The organism is Bradyrhizobium sp. LB8.2 (genome assembly GCF_040548035.1).
Lineage (GTDB): Bacteria > Pseudomonadota > Alphaproteobacteria > Rhizobiales > Xanthobacteraceae > Bradyrhizobium.
In genome coordinates, this window is sequence record NZ_JBEPQV010000007.1 from 89,024 (window position 1) to 107,485 (window position 18,462).

An 18,462-nucleotide genomic window follows, 5' to 3' on the forward strand; every position below is an offset into this window, starting at 1 on the left:
TTGGCGAACGCCGGGACGACATCGGGGCTCACACGATCCTCGACGCCTTGTTCCCCCAATACCGGTCCCTTAGCAGGCGCTTGTACAGCTTCCCTGTCGGCAGCCGCGGCAATTCCTTCTCGAAATCGACCGAGCGCGGCACCTTTTGCCGCGACAGCGACGCCCCGCAGAAGGCGATCAGCTCTTCGGCGAGTGCCGGGTCCGGCACGACGCCGGGCATCGGCTGCACCACCGCCTTGACCTCCTCGCCGAGATCGGGATTGGGCACGCCGAACACCGCGGCGTCCGCGACCTTCGGATGGGTGATCAGCAGATTCTCGCATTCCTGCGGATAGATGTTCACCCCGCCGGAGATGATCATGAAGGTGGCGCGGTCCGTTAGATAAAGGAATCTGTCCTTGTCGACATAGCCGACGTCACCCACCGTGCTCATACTGCCATCGGCCGAGCGCGCCTCTTTCGTCTTCTCGGGGTCGTTGAAATACTCGAATGGCGTGGCCGTCTTGAACCAGACCTGTCCCGGAGTGCCGGTGGGGCATGGCTTCATGTTCTCGTCGAGAATATGGAGGTCGCCGAGCAGCACCTTGCCGACGGTGCCGCGATGGGCGAGCCATTCCGCGCTGTCGCAGGCGGTGAAGCCGAGGCCTTCGGTCGCGCCGTAATATTCGTGGATGATCGGTCCCCACCATTTGATGATGTCGTCCTTGACCAAGGCCGGGCAGGGCGCGGCGGCGTGGATCGCGATCTCGAGCGAGGAGAGGTCGTAGCGCTTTCGCACCCCCTCCGGCAGCTTCAGCATGCGCGAGAACATCGTCGGCACCAGCTGGGTGTGGGTGATGCCCCATTGCTCGACGAGCTGGAGGTAGCGCTCGGGATCGAACGTCTCCATGATGATCACGGTCCCGCCCATGCGGATCGTGAGGTTCACGGCGGCCTGCGGCGCCGAATGATAGAGCGGCGCCGGCGAGAGGTAGACCATGCCCTCGCGGTATTGCCAGAGCTTTGTCAGGAGATCGAACAGCGGCAGATTGTGCTTCGGCGGCTCCTCCGGCAGTGGCCGAATAATACCCTTCGGCCGCCCCGTCGTGCCCGATGAATACAGCATGGCGGTACCGAGCCATTCATCGTGGAGCGGCGCCGTCGGCTGATCGGCGGTCACCTCCGCGAGGCCGACGATGCGCTCACTCTCGCCCGGGCCGTCGGCGACGATGCACAGCTTGATCTCGGGGCAGGCGTTGATCGCCTCGCGGGCGATATCGAGCTTCGCCATCGAGGTGATCAGGATTTTCGACTGGCTGTTGACGAGGAGATAAGCGAGCTCGCCCGGTGTCAGGAACGAGTTGATGCAGGTGTAGTACAGCCCGGATCGCTCGCCCGCGCCGCAGGCTTCGAGGTAGCGGGAATTGTTCTCCATGAAGATCGCGTAGTGGTCGAGCCGCTTCAAGCCGTGCTTGCGAAACAAATGCGCCAGCCGGTTGCTGCGCGCATCGAGCTCGCGATAGGTGACGGCCTCGCCGGTCGCCGCCATGATGAAGGCGGGCTGGAGCGGGCGCAGGCGGGCATGGTAACCTGGGTACATCAGTCCTCCGGCTTTAGATCATGCGGCAAGAAGCAGGATTTCGCGCAACTGCGCAGGGCCGTCGATCTTGCGCGGGTTGCGCGGGATCCAGTTCGTGCGCATTGCAGCCTCCGCGATGGCGTCGAAATGCTCCGGCGAGACGTGAACCTCAGCGAGGCTGCGCGGCATGCCGAGCGAGCGGATGAAGGCATCGAGCACATCGGCTGCCTTGTGGCCGGGAAAGCCCATCGCGGCTGCGACGATCATCTGGCGCTCGGCATTGTCGCGCGCATTCCAGCGCATCACCGCGGGCAGCATGACGCAGGAGGTGTAGCCATGCGGCACGTCGAAGGTCGCGCCCAGCACGTAGCCGATGCCGTGGCTTGCCCCCATCGGCACGCCGGCGGCGAGCGCGCCCATCGCCAGCCAGGTACCGATCTGCGCATCCATCCGCGCGTCGAGGTCGGACGGGTCAGCCTTCACCCGCGGCAGCGCGTCGGCGAGCATCGCGAGGCCTTTCACCGACTGTGCGTCGGCATAAGGGTGCGTCTCGCGCGAGCAGATCGCCTCGACACAATGATCGATGGCGCGGATGCCGGTCGAAAGGAACAGCCATTCCGGCGTGTGCACGGTGATGGCGGGATCGAGGATGGTCGCGCGCGGCACCGCGAGCGGATGCCGTAGCATCTGCTTCACATGCGTGGTGCGGTTGGTGACGCCCGCGATGGAGCTGAACTCGCCGCCTGCGATCGTGGTCGGTACGCTGATCTGGCGCACGGTCGGCGCGGTCATCTCGGGCGCGACGCCCTTGTGCACGCGGATACGCTCGATGCCGTCGCTATCGTCGATGCCGTTGGCGAGGCAAAGCTGTACCGCCTTGGCACCGTCGGTGATCGAGCCGCCGCCCACCGTGACGATCAGGTCAGTGCCCGCTTCACGCGCCGCAATGGTGGCGGCGATCACCGCCTCGCGCGGGGTGTGCGCCGGCATGGCATCGAAGACGCCCGCGCAGCGTGTGCCCAGGGCCTGTTTGATCTTGGCGATTTCGTCGGTCTGCCGGTTGAGCGTGCCCGACACCATCAGGAAGGCGCGACGCGTCCCCAGCCGGTCCATCTGCGCGACCACGGCGTCGGCCGCGGGGTGGCCGAACACAACCTCCTCGATCGCGCCGTAAACGACACGTCCCTGGTGCACGCCTGTCCTCCCCGGACAATTCGTCTTGTCTTCTGGGGGTAATCTAGCGGAGCCGGCTCCGGCCGTCATGTGCGAAGACGCTGGCCCCGCTCCCACCTCCAGCGGAGGGTGACCCCTTCGACGTACCGCCTCCTGCCATTGATGAGCCCGGCGAATAGCTCCATTCGCATCCCGCCCGCCAATATCGCATGCGAAGCCCGCTATATCCGTGTCAACCCGTCATCCGGCCAGGGCATTCTTCCGAGCATTGCGCGTGCGATGGTCTTGAACAGTTCATCATTGCGACCCATCTTGTGGCGCCCGCGGGTAGAGGCGTACCCTGCCTTTTCCGCGGCTTTTAGGCGAGGACCTGGAATGAGTGGACCGGACGGAAGCGAGCAGTTTGTCAAAATGCACGATCTCGTTTCGCCTCGACCTCGCGCGATCGCCGGGCTTCTCGTTGCGGTATTCGCTCTCGCCGGTTGCGGCCAGCCGACGTCGCAGGCGGGTGCACCGCCGCCCGCGCCGGTGACAGTCGCCCAGCCGGTCAAGCGCACCGTCACCGATTGGGACGAATTCACCGGCCGCTTCGAGGCGACGGAGGAGGTGCAGGTGCGCCCCCGCGTCGGCGGCTTCGTCAACTCCGTCGAGTTCCAGGACGGCGCCATCGTGCATCAGGGCGATCTGCTCTACGTCATCGACCCGCGTCCGTTCGAGGCGGTGGCCGAGCAGGCGGACGGCCAGCTGTCCGACGCACGCGCCAAGGTGGAGCTTGCCAAGCGCGAGCTCGACCGTGGCTTGAGCCTGGTTCAGACCAGCGCGGTTTCCGAACAGGTCGTCGACCAGCGCCGCCAGGCCTTGCAGGGGGCACACGCCGCGGTATCGCAGGCCGAAGGCGCACTCAAGGCCGCGCGGCTCAACATCGAGTTCACGCATGTGACTGCGCCGCTCACCGGCCGCGTCGGCCGCCATCTCGTCAGCCCCGGCAATCTCGTGCAGGGCAGCGACAACGGCTCGTCGACGCTGCTGACCTCGATCGTGACGCTCGACCCGATCTACGTCTATTTCGACATGGATGAGGCGACCTTCATCAAATACAGCAAGCTGTGGTTCGAGGGTCGCCGCCCCAGCTCGCGCGATACCGCGAACCCGATACAGGTGACGCTCGCCGGCGAGACCAAGCCGTCGCATGAGGGCTCGATCAACTTCCTCGACAACCGCCTCGATGTCTCGACCGGCACGTTGCGCAGCCGCGCCGTGGTCAAGAACACCGATCTCTCGATCCTGCCCGGCCAGTTCGGCCGCGTCCGGCTGATCGGCAGCGCGCCTTATGAGGCGTTGTTGATTCCGGACGTCGCGGTCGCGACCGACCAGTCCCGCAAGATCGTGTTCGTGGTGAAGCCTGATGACACCGTCGAGGCGCGTCCTGTGACGCTTGGGCCGCTCGATGAGGGCCTGCGTGTGATCCGCGAAGGCCTGAAGCCCGACGATCGCGTCATCGTCAACGGCATCCAGCGCGCCCGTGTCGGCGCCAAGGTCGCGCCGCAGACTGCGCCGGCCGGTGGCAAGCCGGGTGACAAATCATGAATCTCGGCCGTCTCTCCATCAATCAGCCCATCCTAGCGATGGTGCTCTCGATCGTGCTGCTGATCGTCGGCGCGCTGGCCTATACCACGCTGCCGGTCTCTGAATATCCGCAAGTGGTGCCGCCGACCGTCGTCGTCACCACGCAATATCCCGGCGCCTCCGCGCAGACCGTGTCCGACACGGTCGCAGCTCCCATCGAGCAGGAGATCAACGGCGTCGAGGACATGCTGTATCTCTACAGCCAGGCGACCTCGAACGGCCAGCTCACCATCACCGTCACCTTCAAGCTCGGCACCGATCTCGACAAGGCCCAGGTGCTGGTGCAGAACCGCGTCGCGATCGCGCAGCCTCGCCTGCCGGAGGAAGTGCAGCGCAACGGCGTCACCACGCGCAAGAACTCGCCCGATATCCTGATGGTCGTGTTCATGCTGTCGCCCGACGACACCTTCGACCAGCTCTATATCTCCAATTACGCGCTGCTCCAGGTCCGTGACCAGCTGCTGCGCATCGACGGCGTCGGCGACATCCAGATTTTTGGCGCGCGTGACTATTCGATGCGGCTTTGGCTCGACCCGGATCGAATCGCCAATCTCGGCCTGACCTCGGCCGAAGTGCTCGCCGCGATCCGCGCGCAGAACGTGCAGATCGCGGGTGGCCAGATCGCCGAACCGCCGATTTCCGACCGCGCCTTCCAGCCGAACCTCACCTTCACGGGGCGCCTGAAGGACCAGAAGCAGTTCGAGGACATCCTGATCAAGGCGGGCTCCGACGGCCGTACGGTGCGCCTGCGCGACGTCGCGCGTATCGAGCTCGGTGCGCTGGCATACTCCACCAACAGCTTCCTGTTGCGTAAATCGGCGGTCGCCATGCTGGTGACGCAGCGGCCGGGATCGAACGCGCTCGCGACCGCGAAAAACATCTCGGACACGATGACGAAGCTCAAGGAGAGCTTTCCCAAGGGGCTCGACTACAATATCGGCTACAACCCGACCGAGTTCATCGCGCAGTCCGTCCATGAGCTCATCAAGACCATCTACGAGGCCATGCTGCTTGTGGTGATCGTGGTGCTGGTGTTCCTTCAGGGATGGCGGCCCGCGATCATACCGATCATCGCGATTCCGGTCTCGCTGGTCGGCACCTTCGCGGTGATGGCGGCGCTCGGCTTCTCCATCAACAATCTCACGCTGTTCGGTCTCGTTCTCGCCGTCGGCATTGTGGTCGACGACGCCATCGTGGTGGTCGAGAATGTCGAGCGACATCTCGAGCACGGCATGAGCCGGCGCGACGCCGCGCTGAAGACCATGGAGGAGGTCGGCGGCGCACTGGTGTCGATCGCGCTGGTGCTATGCGCGGTGTTCGTCCCCACCGCGTTCCTGGGCGGCATTTCCGGACAATTCTTTCAGCAATTCGCCGTCACCATTGCGGTTGCGACCGCAATCTCCTGCTTCTGCTCCTTGACGCTGTCGCCGGCGCTGGCCTCGCTTCTGCTCGTTCCGCACGAGGAGAAGCGGCCGCCGGCGCGCTGGAACCTTCTCGCACGTGGCTGGAACGCTTTCACAGGCGTCTTCAATCGCGTGTTCGACCGTCTCGCGCATGGCTATGCCGGCCTCGCCAATTTCGTGATCCGGCATTCAGTGGTGATGATCCTAATCTATGTCGTACTGATCGGCAGCGCAGGCTGGCTGATCGCGACCACGTCGCAGGGCTTCATTCCGGCGCAGGATCGCGGCTACGTCATTATCTCCGTGCAATTGCCGGGCGCGGCCTCGCTGGCGCGCACCACCGAGGTCGTGCGCGAGATAGAGCGGATCTCGCTGGATACGCCCGGCATCGTCCGCGTCGCCGCTTTCGCCGGCTTCTCCGGCGCCACGCGCACGCAGGCCGGCAACGCGGCGGCGCTCTTCCCGGTGTTCGACGAGCCCGAGGCGCGGATGAAGAAGGGATTGTCTGCGAACGCCATCACGATCGAGCTGCGCAAGCGCCTGGCCGCGATTCAGGGTGCCTTCATCATCGTGATTCCGCCGCCGGCCGTACCCGGCATCGGCACCGGCGGCGGCTTCACCATCCGCATCCAGGACCGCCAGGGTCGCGGGCCTGAGCTGCTCGCCGCGGCCACCGACGAGCTCGTCGCCGCGGCGCGCAAATCGCCCTTGCTGCTCGCTCCGACGGTGTTCTCGCCGTTCTCAGCCAACACGCCGCAGCTCTTCGTCGACATTGATCGCACCAAGGCGCAGAAGCTCGGCGTTCCTATTGCCAACATCAATGACACGATCCAGACCTATTTCGGATCGACCTATGTTAACGACTTCAACCTGTTCGGCCGTACCTATCACGTCACCGCGCAGGCTGATTTCCCGTTCCGCAAGGAGCCCAGCGACCTCGCGCGCCTGCGCACGCGCAACGCTTCCGGCGACATGGTGATGCTCGGCAGCGTGGTCGAGTTCAGGGACGTCTCGGGCCCCGACCGCGTCGCCCGCTACAATCTCTACGCAGCGTCCGAATTGCAGGGCGAGCCGGCGCCGGGCACCAGCTCGACTACCGCGCTCGACACCATCAAGAAGCTTGCCGACAACACCCTGCCGAGCGGATTCACCTTCGAATGGACGGACCTGTCCTACCAGCAGGTCACTGGCGGCAATGCGGGTCTCTATGTGTTCCCGATCTGCGTGCTGTTCGTCTACCTCGTGCTCGCCGCCCAATATGGCAGCTGGACCTTGCCGTTCGCGGTGATCCTGATCGTGCCGATGTGCCTGCTCGCCGCCACCATCGGCGTGCGGATCATGGGGCAGGACGTCAACATCCTCACCCAGATCGGCTTTGTCGTGCTGGTGGGGTTGGCGGCAAAGAACGCGATCCTGATCGTCGAGTTCGCCCGCGACATCGAGAAGGAGGGCAAGCCGCGGCTGGAAGCCGTGATCGATGCCTGTCGATTGCGCCTGCGGCCGATCCTGATGACGTCCTTCGCCTTCATCCTCGGCGTTCTGCCGCTGGTGATATCGTCAGGCTCGGGCTCGGAGATGCGGCAAGCCGTCGGCGTCGCCGTGTTCTTCGGCATGATCGGCGTCACCTTGTTCGGCCTGTTGTTCACGCCGATCTTCTACGTGGTGGTGAGGAATCTGGCGGAGGGGAAGAACGAGAAGAAGCCGAAGGTCGCGGCGTGATGTTCCCACAGCGTCGTCCCTGCGAAAGCCTGGATGACGGCGCATTATGGTGCCGCCCTTCATACTAACGACCAACATGCAATGGATGGGCAGGCGCGGGGTTCTTCACTAATATCTGCGCGATTTCAAAATAAAACACTGCTGGGAGCTAACGAATGAAATCAGCACTTTTGGCCGCCGTCGCAACCTCTGCCCTGCTGCTGGCGGCGCCAGCCTTCGCGCAAGGCGTCAAGATCGGCATTCTCAACGACCAGTCCGGCGTCTATGCCGACTACGGCGGGAAATACTCGGTCGAAGCTGCCAAGATGGCGATCGAGGATTTTGGTGGCGAAGTGCTCGGCCAGAAGGTCGAGATGATCACCGCTGATCACCAGAACAAGCCTGATCTCGCCACCTCCATCGCGCGGCGCTGGTACGACACCGACAACGTCGACATGATCACGGAACTGACGACGTCGTCGGTGGCGCTGGCCGTGCAGGAATTGTCGAAGGAAAAGAAGAAGATCGACATCGTGGTCGGTGCGGCTTCCTCGAGCATCACCGGCGCTGCATGCTCGCCCTACGGCTTCCACTGGGCCTTCGACACCCATGCGCTTGCGGTTGGCACCGGCGGCGCGCTGACCAAGGCCGGCGGCGACTCCTGGTTCTTCCTCACTGCCGACTATGCGTTCGGCTACGCGCTCGAGAAGGACACCAGCGAGATCGTCATCCATAATGGCGGCAAGGTGGTCGGCTCAGTGCGCGTGCCGCTCAACTCTTCGGACTTCTCCTCCTTCCTGCTTCAGGCGCAGAGCTCGAAGGCGAAGATCGTCGGTCTCGCCAATGCCGGCCAGGATACGACCAACTCGATCAAGCAGGCGGCCGAGTTCGGCATCGTGCAGGGTGGCCAGAAGCTGGCCGGTCTCCTGATGACTCTCGCCGAGGTGAACGGTCTAGGCCTGCAGGCGGCACAAGGCTTGGTCCTGACCGAAGGCTTCTATTGGGATCAGAATGACACCACGCGCGCCTTCTCCGAGCGCTTTTTCAAGCGCACCGGCCGGATGCCGAGCATGATCCATGCGGGCACCTATTCGGCGACGCTGAGCTATCTCAAGGCGGTCAAGGCGGCCGGCACAAAGGATACTGAAGCGGTTTCCAAGAAGCTGAAGGAGCTGCCGGTCGACGACGCCTTCGCCAAGGGCAAGGTGCTGGAGAACGGCCGCATGGTCCACGACATGTATCTGTTCGAGGTCAAGAAGCCCTCGGAGTCGAAGAAGCCGTGGGACTATTACAAGCAGCTCGCGGTCGTTCCCGGCGATCAGGCGTTCTTCACCGCCAAGGAAAGCGGCTGCCCGCTGACGAAGTAGGCTTCTTGTGTCCCGGACGCGGTGCAGCGCCTTTCGGCGGTGCACCGCAGAGCCGGGGCCCATGCTACTTCACGCTGTCGCCCCTACACCAGCCGCAGCACCAACGCTCCCAGCGCCCCCGCCCACAGCGCAATGGCGGCGATGCCCTGGATCATGAAGCCCGGGCCGCGTTTTGCGGCGGCCTTCGAATAGCCGATGAAATAGACGATACGGCCAGCGATCCAGACCGCGCCGATTCCCGCTGCGATCGCGTCGCCGATATAGATCGCGAACAGCCAGAGAGCCGGCAGGAAGATCGGCATCCATTCCAGCGTGTTCATCTGGATTCGGAACGCGCGCTCGAAATCCGGATGGCCCGACATTGCCGGCACCTTGACGCCGGTTTTGGTGCGCGAGCGTGACACGTTCATGGCTGTGGAGAAGTAGAACAGGATCGCCAGCAGCGTGACGAGGCCGGTGAGGTGATACATCGCTAATCCCTTTGAAGAGGTTCCGGTTCAATACCCGGTCAGCTCGAGATAGCCAACGCCGTCATGCGTGCCGGCAAAGCTGATCGGCCCTTCCCAATAGGAGAAGCCGGTCCCCATCCAGGCTTTTGGATTGAGCGGCTTGCAGAGGATCGAGAACGATCGCGAGGGGATCGCGATCTGCCATTCCACCGGCAGCTTGCGTCCCGCGACCTCGGCGGTCGCCTTCGGACTCATCTGGATGTCGTTGCCCGCGATCATTTGCGTGTCGCCGGCGGCGCTGATCCAGTTGCCGAACGGATAATCCTTGCCGCCCTTTTGGCGCAGCCGGTACAGCATCAGCTTGTCGCCCGACGCGAGATGCAGCGACAGCCAGTCCCAGCCGGTCTGGTCGGTGTCGAGCGGCTGACTGCTCCATTCGCGGTCCATCCAGGCCTGGCCGGAAACATCGAGCGTCTTTTCGTCGATGGTGAGCCTGCCGCGGGCGCGATAGAACGGCTGGCTGTAATAGTAGGAGGCCTGCCCGCGCTCCGACTTGCGGCTGTAGCCGCCATCGCCCTGCAATATCAAGGGACGATCGGCCTCTAACGTCAGCGCGTAACTGAAATCGGCACCCGAGGCCTTCAGCGTCAGCGGCGCCAGGGTTCGGTCGCCGATGCGCTCGGATCCGTTCATCGCCCAATCGTCGATCCAGGCCGCAAACGGCTTTGCCGTGACGCCGGCTTGGCCCACACCGCCGCGCGAAAACAGTTCGCTGAAGCGGTGGGTGTCGGCGCGCGTCACCGCGGCATGCGCCATCCAGATTTGCTGATTGGCCCAGCCCTCGCCTTGCGGTCCCGGCTGCGCTGCCTGGCGGAACAGCGTCCATTGCAGGCCGCAAGCCGCGCCGCCGGCATCGACGAGATTCGCCGTGAGATACCACCACTCGATACGAAACTCCGGGTGCGGCCCGTGATCGTTCGGAAAGGCGAACGTTTTCCCGGGCGTTACCTTCGCAAAGCCGTCGGCCGTCTCGCCGAGCCCGGCATAACCTTGCGCGCTGGCGCGGCGAACAGCCGCGAGCGCGGCGATGCCGCCGGCGAAAGTGCGCCGCGAAATCCTGTCAGCGCTCATTGGCAAACACCTTGACGAGGTTCGCCGGCTGCATCCGTGCCAGTCGGATCATCGGCAGCAGGGCGGCAAGCAACGCGGCGAGCAGCGCGACCGCGACCAGCTCGACCAATTGCAGCGGAAACACGTGGAACGGCAGCCGCCAGCCGAACGCTTTTACGTTGACGATCGCGATCAGGCACCACGCCACCAACAGTCCGAGCGGCACAGCCAAGAGCGACGTGAACAGCGCGGTCGACAGCGTCTTGGTCAATTCGATCGCGGCGAGGCGAGGCCGCGTGATGCCGATCGCCCAGAGCGGCGCGAGCTGCGGCAGGCGCGAGTTCGCCAGTGTCAGCAAGCTGGTCAGAAGCGCGATCCCGGCGACGCCGAGCGTGAACGCATTCAAAGCGGAAGTGACGGCAAAGGTGCGGTTGAAGATGCGGATGGATTCCGCTTTCACCGTCGCCTGGTCGGCGACGCTGCGGTCGTCGAGCGCAAATTGCTTCTGCAGCGCTGCGATCAGGCCGGGGATATTCTCCTTGGCGACAATGAGGCCGATCCGCGTCTGCGGCGTCTGCGGAAATTGCCGGATCAGCGCCGCGACATTCACCGCCAACTGTCCCTTGGGATTACCGTAGTCGGCATAGATGCCGACGATGTCGAGCTCCCAGGTCCCGCCCGGCGCCGGCACCTCCAGGACATCGCCGACGCGGACGTTGAGGCGGCGGCTCAGCTGCTCGCTGATGAAGGCGGCATTGCCGGGCACGAGCTGGGTCCATGCACGTGGCGCGGCCTCCAACAACGGCCAGCGCTCGCGATAGAGCGCGTGGTCGGGCAGGCCGAACAGCTCCACCGGCTGGCCCTGCACTTGCGTCTCGGCACGCCCGCCCGACAGGATCGCCTGGACATCGCTGCGCTCCTTCAGCCAGTTGCGGATCGCGATGGCTTTCGCATTATCGGAGGCGCTGATGTAGACGTCGGCTGCGAGCCGCCCATTGAGCCAACCGACAAAAGTGCGGCTGAACGTTTCCACCATCGTGGAGACGCCGACATTGACGGCGAGCGCGAGCAGCAGCGCCATCAGCGCCAGCGACAACCCGGAGAGCTGTTGCCGGCTGTCCGCCCAGAACCACAGCGCGAGCGGTTTTCGTGCACAACGCTGACCGACGAGCAGGATGAGTTCGAGGAAGGCCGGCAGGATCAGCGCCGCGCCGAGCATCAGTGCTGCCAGCACGCCAAAGCCCGCGATCAGCGACTGTCCGTACTGGAGCAGCAGCAGCGCGACCGCGAACACGGCGCATGCAGCCCCGCTCTGCAGGATCAGCCAGCGGCGCTGCCTCTGTTGCCAGGCGCGCGGCTGCGCGGTCGCCAGCACCGGCATCCTGACCGCCTTGATCAGGCTGGTCGCGGCCGCGACCAGCGCGCCGGCAATGCTGATGCCGATACCCGCGAGCCACCATTCGGAGCGTAGCGTGAGCTGTCCCGGGATTTGCGCGCCATAGAGCCCGCGCAGCGACGCCGCGACGTCGGGCAAGAGCGCGGCGGCAATGAAATAGCCGCACACCAGCCCGATCAGGCCGGCGACCAGCGCCAGTGCCACCAGTTCGACCACCAGCACAATGTTGACCAGTCGCGCCGAGGCGCCGCAGGCCCGCAGCGTGCGCAGCATCGGCAGCCGCTGTTCGAAGGCAAGACCGACGGCCGAATTGACGATAAAGAGACCGACGAAGAACGACAGCAGGCCGAACGCGGTGAGGTTGAGATGAAAGCTGTCGGTGAGGCGCTCCAGCTCGGTCTCCGCATTCGGCTCGACCCGCTGCAACTGGTCGCCGACGACGCTCGCCAATGGCGCGGGCTTGCCCTTCGGCTTGCCGATCAGAAGCCGCGAGATCTGGTCCGGCTTGTTCAGCAGCCGCTGCGCCACGCCGATATCGACCACCAGCACGTCGGGCACGAGCTGCGGCAGCACGCGCAGCGGCGGCAGTTTTGCGCCGTTGCTGATCGGTGGTGCCGCGCCTTCCTGCTCCTGCACATCGCTCAGCGTCTCCCGCGCCACCAGCGTCTGGCCCGGCGGCGCGATGAAGCTGCCGAGATCCGAAGCACCGAGGCGCGGCGCGTTGCCGACATCCGCCGGCAGCGTCACTGGCTCGATCCCGAGCAATCGCACCGAGCGTCCGTTGACCTGGACCCGTCCCTCCAGCATCGGCGAGACCGGCCAGCCGGCGCGGCGGAGCTTGACGAACAGCTCCTGCGAAAAGGTCGCGGCATCAGGTGCGACCAGCATCGCGGTGCGCGCGCCGCCGAAGGTCGCCGCGGCGCGGTCATAGGCGTTGCGTGCCTGCTGGTTGATCGCCTGCACGCCGCTCCACAGCGCGGTTGCCGAAATCAGCCCGATCAGGAGCGTCGCGAACTGCATCTTGTGGCGCCGCCAATGGCTGAGCAGCACGGCGAGGATCCAGAGCGCGCGCCTCATGCGATTCGGCCTGCATGCAGGATGACCTGGCGATCGAGTGTCGCAGCTAGATGCAGGCTGTGCGTCACCATCAGGAAGCCGCAGCCGGTGCGGGTGACGAGATCGCGCGTCAGGGCCAGCACATCCTCGGCGGTGGCCTCGTCGAGATTGCCGGTCGGCTCGTCCGCCAGCAGCAGCGAGGGCTTTGTCGCCAGCGCCCGGCCGATCGCGACCCGTTGCTGCTGTCCGCCTGATAATTGTTCTGGATAACGCTTGAGCAGGCTGTCGAGCCCGAGCCGCTCGATCAGCTCCCTGGACCAGGCTGCATCATGCCGGCCGGCGATCCGCGCCTGGAAGGCGAGATTGTCCACGACCGAGAGCGACGGGATCAGATTGAATTGCTGAAACACCAGGCCGATCCGATCGCGCCGCAGGCCTGCACGCTCCGCATCAGACAGCTTGGTGACCTCTGTGCCTTCCAGCCGGATCGTGCCGCCATCGGCAGCATCGAGCCCCGCGATCAGGTGCAGCAGCGTGCTCTTGCCGCTGCCGGATTCGCCGGTCAGCGCGACCCGCTCGCCGGCCTTGAGGTCGAGATCGACGCCGCGCAGCACGTGGACCGGCTCGCCGGCCGAAGAGAACGTCTTGGAGAGGTTTCGAATGCTCAGCACGATGAATGGCGCCGGACGGAATTAGCGGAATTGCTGCGTAGCACACTTGCTCCGGAAATGCCGGGTTGCGTTGGTCTCGAAGCCGTTGTTAGCTTCCAGGACGGTCAAATCAAAAAAGTGCCAAAAAGACGACGGGGGGAGAATCATGAGCGCTCAGGGAACGGCAGCGGTGGCGGGCAAGACGATGGGGACGCCAAAGGGGGCCTGGACGGTTACCTTTCTGCTGTTTCTGTTCATGCTGGTAAACTTCGCCGACAAGATCGTCGTCGGCCTCGCCGGCGTGCCGATCATGGCAGACCTGAATCTCCAGCCGGAGCAGTTTGGTCTGCTCGGCTCCTCGTTCTTCTTCCTGTTCTCGATTTCCGCCATCGTAGTCGGCTTCATCGTCAACAAGGTGCCGACACGCTGGGTGTTGCTCGCGCTGGCGGTGGTCTGGGCGCTGGCGCAGTTTCCGATGGTCGGCACCGTCTCGTTCACCACGTTCTTGATCTGCCGCATCGTGCTGGGCGCCGGCGAAGGCCCCGCCTTCTCGGTCGCCGCGCACGCGATCTACAAATGGTTCCCCGACGAGAAGCGGACGCTGCCGACCGCGATCCTGTCCCAAGGTTCGGCCTTCGGTGTGATCCTCGCGGTGCCGGCGCTGAACTGGATCATCGTCAACCATTCCTGGCACTATGCTTTCGGCGCGCTCGGCGTCGTCGGCCTGATGTGGGTTTGTGCTTGGCTCGCGTTCGGCCAGGAAGGCCCGCTGGAGGATACGCAGGCTCTGGCAGCGACCCAACCGAAAATCCCCTACTTGCGCCTTCTAACCTCACGCACCTTTCTCGGCTGCGTGATCGCGACCTTCGGCGCCTATTGGGCGCTGTCGCTCGGCCTCACCTGGTTCACGCCATTCATCGTCAAGGGCCTTGGGTTCACGCAGAGCCAGGCCGGCTTCGTCTCGATCCTGCCCTGGGTGTTCGGCGCCACAATCGTTATTCTCACGGGCTGGATCTCGCAGGTGATGAATGCGCGCGGCTATACCACGCGCATTTCGCGCGGCGTGCTCGGCTCGGTGCCGCTGATCATCGGCGGTCTGATCCTGGCGACGATGCCGCATGCGCAGGGCGCGGGCTTGCAGATCGCGCTACTCGTCGTCGGCTCGGGCCTGTGCGGCGCAATCTATGTCGTTTGCCCGCCGATGCTCGGCGAGTTCACGCCGACGTCGCAGCGCGGCGCGATCCTCGCGATCTATGGCGCGCTCTACACGCTCTCCGGCATCATCGCGCCGAACGTCATGGGCGCCGTGATCCAGCGCTCCGGCAGCATGCTCGACGGTTACATGACCGGCTTCACCATCAACGCGGCGGTCATGGTCGGCTCCGGTCTGCTCGGGCTGCTCCTGCTCTGGCCGAACACGGAAAGGGCCAGGCTGACCGGTAGTGCAGCCCCGCAAGCTGCGCCGCTGAAGAGCGCGGTATCGGCGACGTAAGGAGCGCGCCGCTCGTTCCAACCAACACTCTCGTTCCAACCAACACTGTCGTCCCGGCCTCGTGCGCAATTGCCCATTAGGCCGGGACGATACCGGAGATAGAGGCAGCGCCTCCGCGCCTTAGCGCTACTGCATCCCCTGCGCACCCCGAATCAACTTCCCCGGCCGTCTTCCCGTGGCCTCGCCCTGCCGTCGCGTCACCACGCCCGACACGATCGTCGCCTCATAACCATCGACATCCTGCAACAGCCGCCGTCCGCCGACCGGCAGATCGTAATGCACCTTCGGCGGATGCAAATGCAGCCGGTCGTAGTCGATCACATTGACGTCGGCTTTATAGCCGGGAGCGATCAGCCCGCGATCGGTGAGGCCGACCGAGAGCGCGGTCTTGCGCGATTGCGCGGCGACCACGAACGGGATCGTCAGCTGCTCGCCGCGCTTGCGGTCGCGTGTCCAGTGCGTCAGCAGATAGGTCGGAAAGCTCGCGTCGCAGATGATGCCGCAATGCGCACCGCCGTCGGAGAGGCCGGGCACCGATTGCGGATCGATCAGCATCTCGCGCGTCGCGTCCAGATTGCCGTCGGCATAGTTGAGGAACGGCACGTAAAGCATGCCGCGGCCGTCGTCCGACAGCATCGCCTCATAGGCGAGCTCCTCCGGCTGCCGGCCCTGCTTGCGCGCCTGCGGGCCCAGCGCGTTCTCCGGCGGCTGCTCGTAATCGGGGGGATCGCCGAGCAAGAACATCTTGTCGTAGTTGGGACGGAAGAACAGCGGATCGTCGGTCGCGGTCGCCGTCTCGCTCAAAATTGCCTCGCGCACCTCGCTATGATGCAACCGCGCCAGCCGCTCCTTCAGCGGCAGATGCGCGATCGCCTTGTAGCTCGGATGGGTCTGGAACGGGTTTCGCGACAGCTCGAGCCCGAGCAGGAGGCCGACGGGCCGCGCGGCGATCTGCGCGGTGATCGAGAGGCCACGCTTCGCTGCCGCATTGATCTCGTCCAGCGTCTGGCGCCAGCGCTGCGGCGCCTTGTCGTTCTGCGTGATCGAGAACGAGATCGGGCACTTCGTGGCGTCAGCCACCCGCAGCATCATCGGCAAGTCTTCGTCGATGGTGGAGAGATCGAGCACGAATTGCAGAACGCTGCGTCCCTCACGATGCATCGCGCCCGCAATCGCTGTGAGCTCGTCCTCGCCGGCCTTCAGCGTCGGCGTGAAATCGCCGGTCGAGGTGCGGTGGTTGAGGGTGCGAGAGGTCGAGAAGCCCAGCGCGCCCGAGCGCACCGCCTCGCCCGCGAGCTTTGCCATCGCCGCGTTGTCTTCCGCCGTTGAAGGATCGCGGCGCGCCCCGCGCTCGCCCATGACATAGACCCGCAGCGCCGCATGCGGCAGCTGCGCGCCGACATCGATGTCGAAATCGCGCTTTGAGAGCCATTCCATGTAATCCGGAAAGCTCTCCCATGCCCAGGGGATGCCGGCGCTCAGGACAGGCTCGGGAATGTCCTCGACGCCTTCCATGAGCTGGATCAGGCGGGTGTGGTCGGCGGGCTTGCACGGCGCAAAGCCGACGCCGCAATTGCCCATGATCGCGGTGGTGACGCCGTTCTGCGAGGACGGCGTCATGTCCTGGCTCCAGGTGACCTGGCCGTCGTAATGGGTGTGAACGTCAACGAAGCCCGGCGTGACGAGCTTGCCGCGCGCGTCGATCTCGTCCCGTCCCTTTGAAGCGACCTTTCCGATCTCGCTGATTCTGCCGCCGGTGATGGCGACGTCAGCCTCGAACAGCTCGCCGCCGCTTCCATCCGCGACCGTGCCGCCGCGGATCACGAGATCAGGGTTGCTCATGGTGTTTCTTCCCGGTTTGTTGTTGTTTCTTGTCGTCCCCGCGTTGCAGCTACGCTTTGGCTTGCCGCTTCCGCTCCGTAAACGGCGATAGCACGACCGTCGCCAGCATGAAGATCACCGAAGCCCCGAACACCCAATGCGGCGCGCTCTGGTCCATGATCCAGCCGAACAACAACGGACTGACGATGCCGCCGAGATTGAAGCCGGTGGAGACGATGCCGAAGGCGCGGCCTGCCGCGCCGGGAGGTGCTGCATTGCGCACCAGCATGTCGCGCGAGGGTGCGATCACGCCGGAGAGGAAGCCCGCCATCATCATCGCGGCCGTCAGGATCCAGCCGGGCAGCGTCACCAGCGCGATCAGCAGCACGATCAGCGCGTTCGCAGCGAAGCAGGCGGCGGCGACATAGCCGTGGCGCTCGGTGTGGTCGGCAAGGAAGCCGCCCGCGAGCACGCCGACGGCGCTTGCACCGAGGAACGCGGTGAGCGCGACATTGGCTGCGGAATAGGTCGCGCCATAGCCACTCATCAGCGCCACCACGCCGAAATTGTTGATGCCGGCCACCGACAGGCTGAGCAGCATGAACAGCGCCGTCAACGTGATCAGCGCCGGCGTGATGACGGCCTGCTTCGGTGCGTTCTCGTTGCCCGGCTTTGACTTGTGCGCGCCGGCATCGGGAATGTTCATGGTCACCAGCAACAGCGCGACCAGAACACCGATCGCGCCCGATGCGATCAGCGCACCGCCACCGCCAGACACCGTGACGAGCGCAGCAACGATTGCGGGTGCGACCGCGCCACCAAAATAGCCGGCAAAAGTGTGGATCGAGAACGCACGGCCCATCCGCGCTTCGTCCATGTGCTCGGCGAGGATGGCGTAATCGGCGGGATGGTAGACGCTGTTGGCGAGCCCGAGCAGCACGGCGCAGGCGATCAACGAGGTGTAGCTCAGGTGCAGGCCGAGCAGGATCAGCGCGATCCCGCCGAGGGTGAGGCCGCCGAGCAGGATCTTTCGCGCGCCAAAATGGTCGACGAGATAGCCGGTCGGCGCCTGCGTCAGCCCCGATACCACGGCGGACACGGTAAGCGCGAAGCCGAGTTCGACATAGCCGACGCCGAGCTGGCTTTTCAGGAACGGGAACAGCATCGGCAGGACCAGCAGATGAAAATGGCTGACCCAATGCGCGATCGAAATTCCGGTCAGCGTGCGTAGCGCGCTGTCCGCCTTGCCTTGCTGCGGTGCGGCAAGAACGTCAACCATTGCAGTTCCGTTTCACGTCACTTGGAGACGCGCAAACTATCGGGGACAGCGGTTATTTGTCCATGAACGCAGGCGCATGGCAGGTAGCAGAGGTGACTGGCTGCGATCTCGATCATTCAGCGGTCGTAGGGCGAACATCACCCCCTCACAACGGCTCATCGTCATTCCCATGGCGATCACGCTTCGGTGTAGCAAAATCGCCGTCTTCGTAATCGTCGTCGATCTCGCGCGGGGGCGGAGGCTGCTTTGCCTTGTTCTCGGCCGTCTTGGTCTTCGTTTTTGGCGGCTCGCTCGGCTTGCCGATCTTGGCCATGGCTGCTCCCGGATGGTGATGCTGCATCCGTCCTAGCCCGACTATATGGGCGGTTCCTGATCTATCTCAAG

General features: G+C 64.7%; 13 protein-coding genes. 4 read left to right on the forward strand and 9 right to left on the reverse strand.

Annotated features, from left to right (window positions below; translation table 11 throughout):
* Positions 1-28: 28 nt before the first annotated feature.
* Positions 29-1,579 carry an AMP-binding protein gene (locus tag ABIB06_RS11295; RefSeq protein ID WP_354048181.1) on the reverse strand — a complete coding sequence of 517 codons (1,551 nt, stop codon included), beginning with the start codon at positions 1,577-1,579 and terminating at the stop codon, positions 29-31.
* An 18-nt stretch (positions 1,580-1,597) separates the two neighbouring features.
* Positions 1,598-2,752 (reverse strand): iron-containing alcohol dehydrogenase, encoded by a 1,155-nt coding sequence (locus ABIB06_RS11300; RefSeq protein WP_354048183.1) that lies wholly within the window; start codon positions 2,750-2,752, stop codon positions 1,598-1,600.
* Between the two features lie 354 nt (positions 2,753-3,106).
* On the opposite strand from ABIB06_RS11300, the gene ABIB06_RS11305 reads away from it, so the two are divergent.
* From ABIB06_RS11305 to ABIB06_RS11315, 3 genes are all read left to right on the forward strand, one after another.
* Positions 3,107-4,318: an efflux RND transporter periplasmic adaptor subunit gene (locus ABIB06_RS11305; RefSeq protein ID WP_354048185.1), complete on the forward strand. Its 1,212-nt coding sequence runs from the start codon at positions 3,107-3,109 to the stop codon at positions 4,316-4,318.
* Positions 4,315-7,479 carry an efflux RND transporter permease subunit gene (locus ABIB06_RS11310; RefSeq protein WP_354048187.1) on the forward strand — a complete coding sequence of 1,055 codons (3,165 nt, stop codon included), beginning with the start codon at positions 4,315-4,317 and terminating at the stop codon, positions 7,477-7,479. Before ABIB06_RS11305 ends, ABIB06_RS11310 begins: the two co-directional genes overlap by 4 nt.
* A 155-nt stretch (positions 7,480-7,634) precedes the next feature.
* Complete coding sequence (locus tag ABIB06_RS11315) at positions 7,635-8,825, forward strand: ABC transporter substrate-binding protein (protein WP_354048189.1); 1,191 nt, start codon at positions 7,635-7,637, stop codon at positions 8,823-8,825.
* Positions 8,826-8,908: 83 nt separating this feature from the next.
* Here the strand turns inward: ABIB06_RS11315 and ABIB06_RS11320 are convergent, their stop codons facing one another.
* From ABIB06_RS11320 to ABIB06_RS11335, 4 genes are read right to left on the reverse strand one after another with little or no spacing between them, the layout of a single operon-like run.
* The gene (locus ABIB06_RS11320; RefSeq protein ID WP_354048190.1) at positions 8,909-9,295 is read right to left on the reverse strand and encodes an MAPEG family protein; all 387 of its coding nucleotides are present in this window, start codon (positions 9,293-9,295) and stop codon (positions 8,909-8,911) included.
* A 27-nt stretch (positions 9,296-9,322) separates the two neighbouring features.
* Positions 9,323-10,405 (reverse strand): lipocalin-like domain-containing protein, encoded by a 1,083-nt coding sequence (locus ABIB06_RS11325; protein WP_354048192.1) that lies wholly within the window; start codon positions 10,403-10,405, stop codon positions 9,323-9,325.
* Positions 10,395-12,857, reverse strand: a complete 2,463-nt coding sequence (locus ABIB06_RS11330) for an ABC transporter permease (protein WP_354048194.1) — start codon at positions 12,855-12,857, stop codon at positions 10,395-10,397. Before ABIB06_RS11330 ends, ABIB06_RS11325 begins: the two co-directional genes overlap by 11 nt.
* Positions 12,854-13,507 carry an ABC transporter ATP-binding protein gene (locus tag ABIB06_RS11335; protein ID WP_354048196.1) on the reverse strand — a complete coding sequence of 218 codons (654 nt, stop codon included), beginning with the start codon at positions 13,505-13,507 and terminating at the stop codon, positions 12,854-12,856. Before ABIB06_RS11335 ends, ABIB06_RS11330 begins: the two co-directional genes overlap by 4 nt.
* A 145-nt stretch (positions 13,508-13,652) precedes the next feature.
* Here ABIB06_RS11335 and ABIB06_RS11340 point away from each other — a divergent pair, with 145 nt between their 5' ends.
* Positions 13,653-14,978, forward strand: a complete 1,326-nt coding sequence (locus tag ABIB06_RS11340) for an MFS transporter (protein WP_354048198.1) — start codon at positions 13,653-13,655, stop codon at positions 14,976-14,978.
* A gap of 126 nt (positions 14,979-15,104) precedes the next feature.
* Here ABIB06_RS11340 and ABIB06_RS11345 read toward each other — a convergent pair whose 3' ends face one another.
* From ABIB06_RS11345 to ABIB06_RS11355, 3 genes are all read right to left on the reverse strand, one after another.
* Entirely contained in the window at positions 15,105-16,820 is a 1,716-nt protein-coding gene (locus ABIB06_RS11345) for an N-acyl-D-amino-acid deacylase family protein (protein ID WP_354048200.1), read from the reverse strand.
* Positions 16,821-16,869: 49 nt separating this feature from the next.
* Positions 16,870-18,078 carry an MFS transporter gene (locus tag ABIB06_RS11350; RefSeq protein ID WP_354048202.1) on the reverse strand — a complete coding sequence of 403 codons (1,209 nt, stop codon included), beginning with the start codon at positions 18,076-18,078 and terminating at the stop codon, positions 16,870-16,872.
* 145 nt (positions 18,079-18,223) lie between these two features.
* Entirely contained in the window at positions 18,224-18,391 is a 168-nt protein-coding gene (locus tag ABIB06_RS11355) for a hypothetical protein (RefSeq protein ID WP_247351809.1), read from the reverse strand.
* Positions 18,392-18,462: the final 71 nt, after the last annotated feature.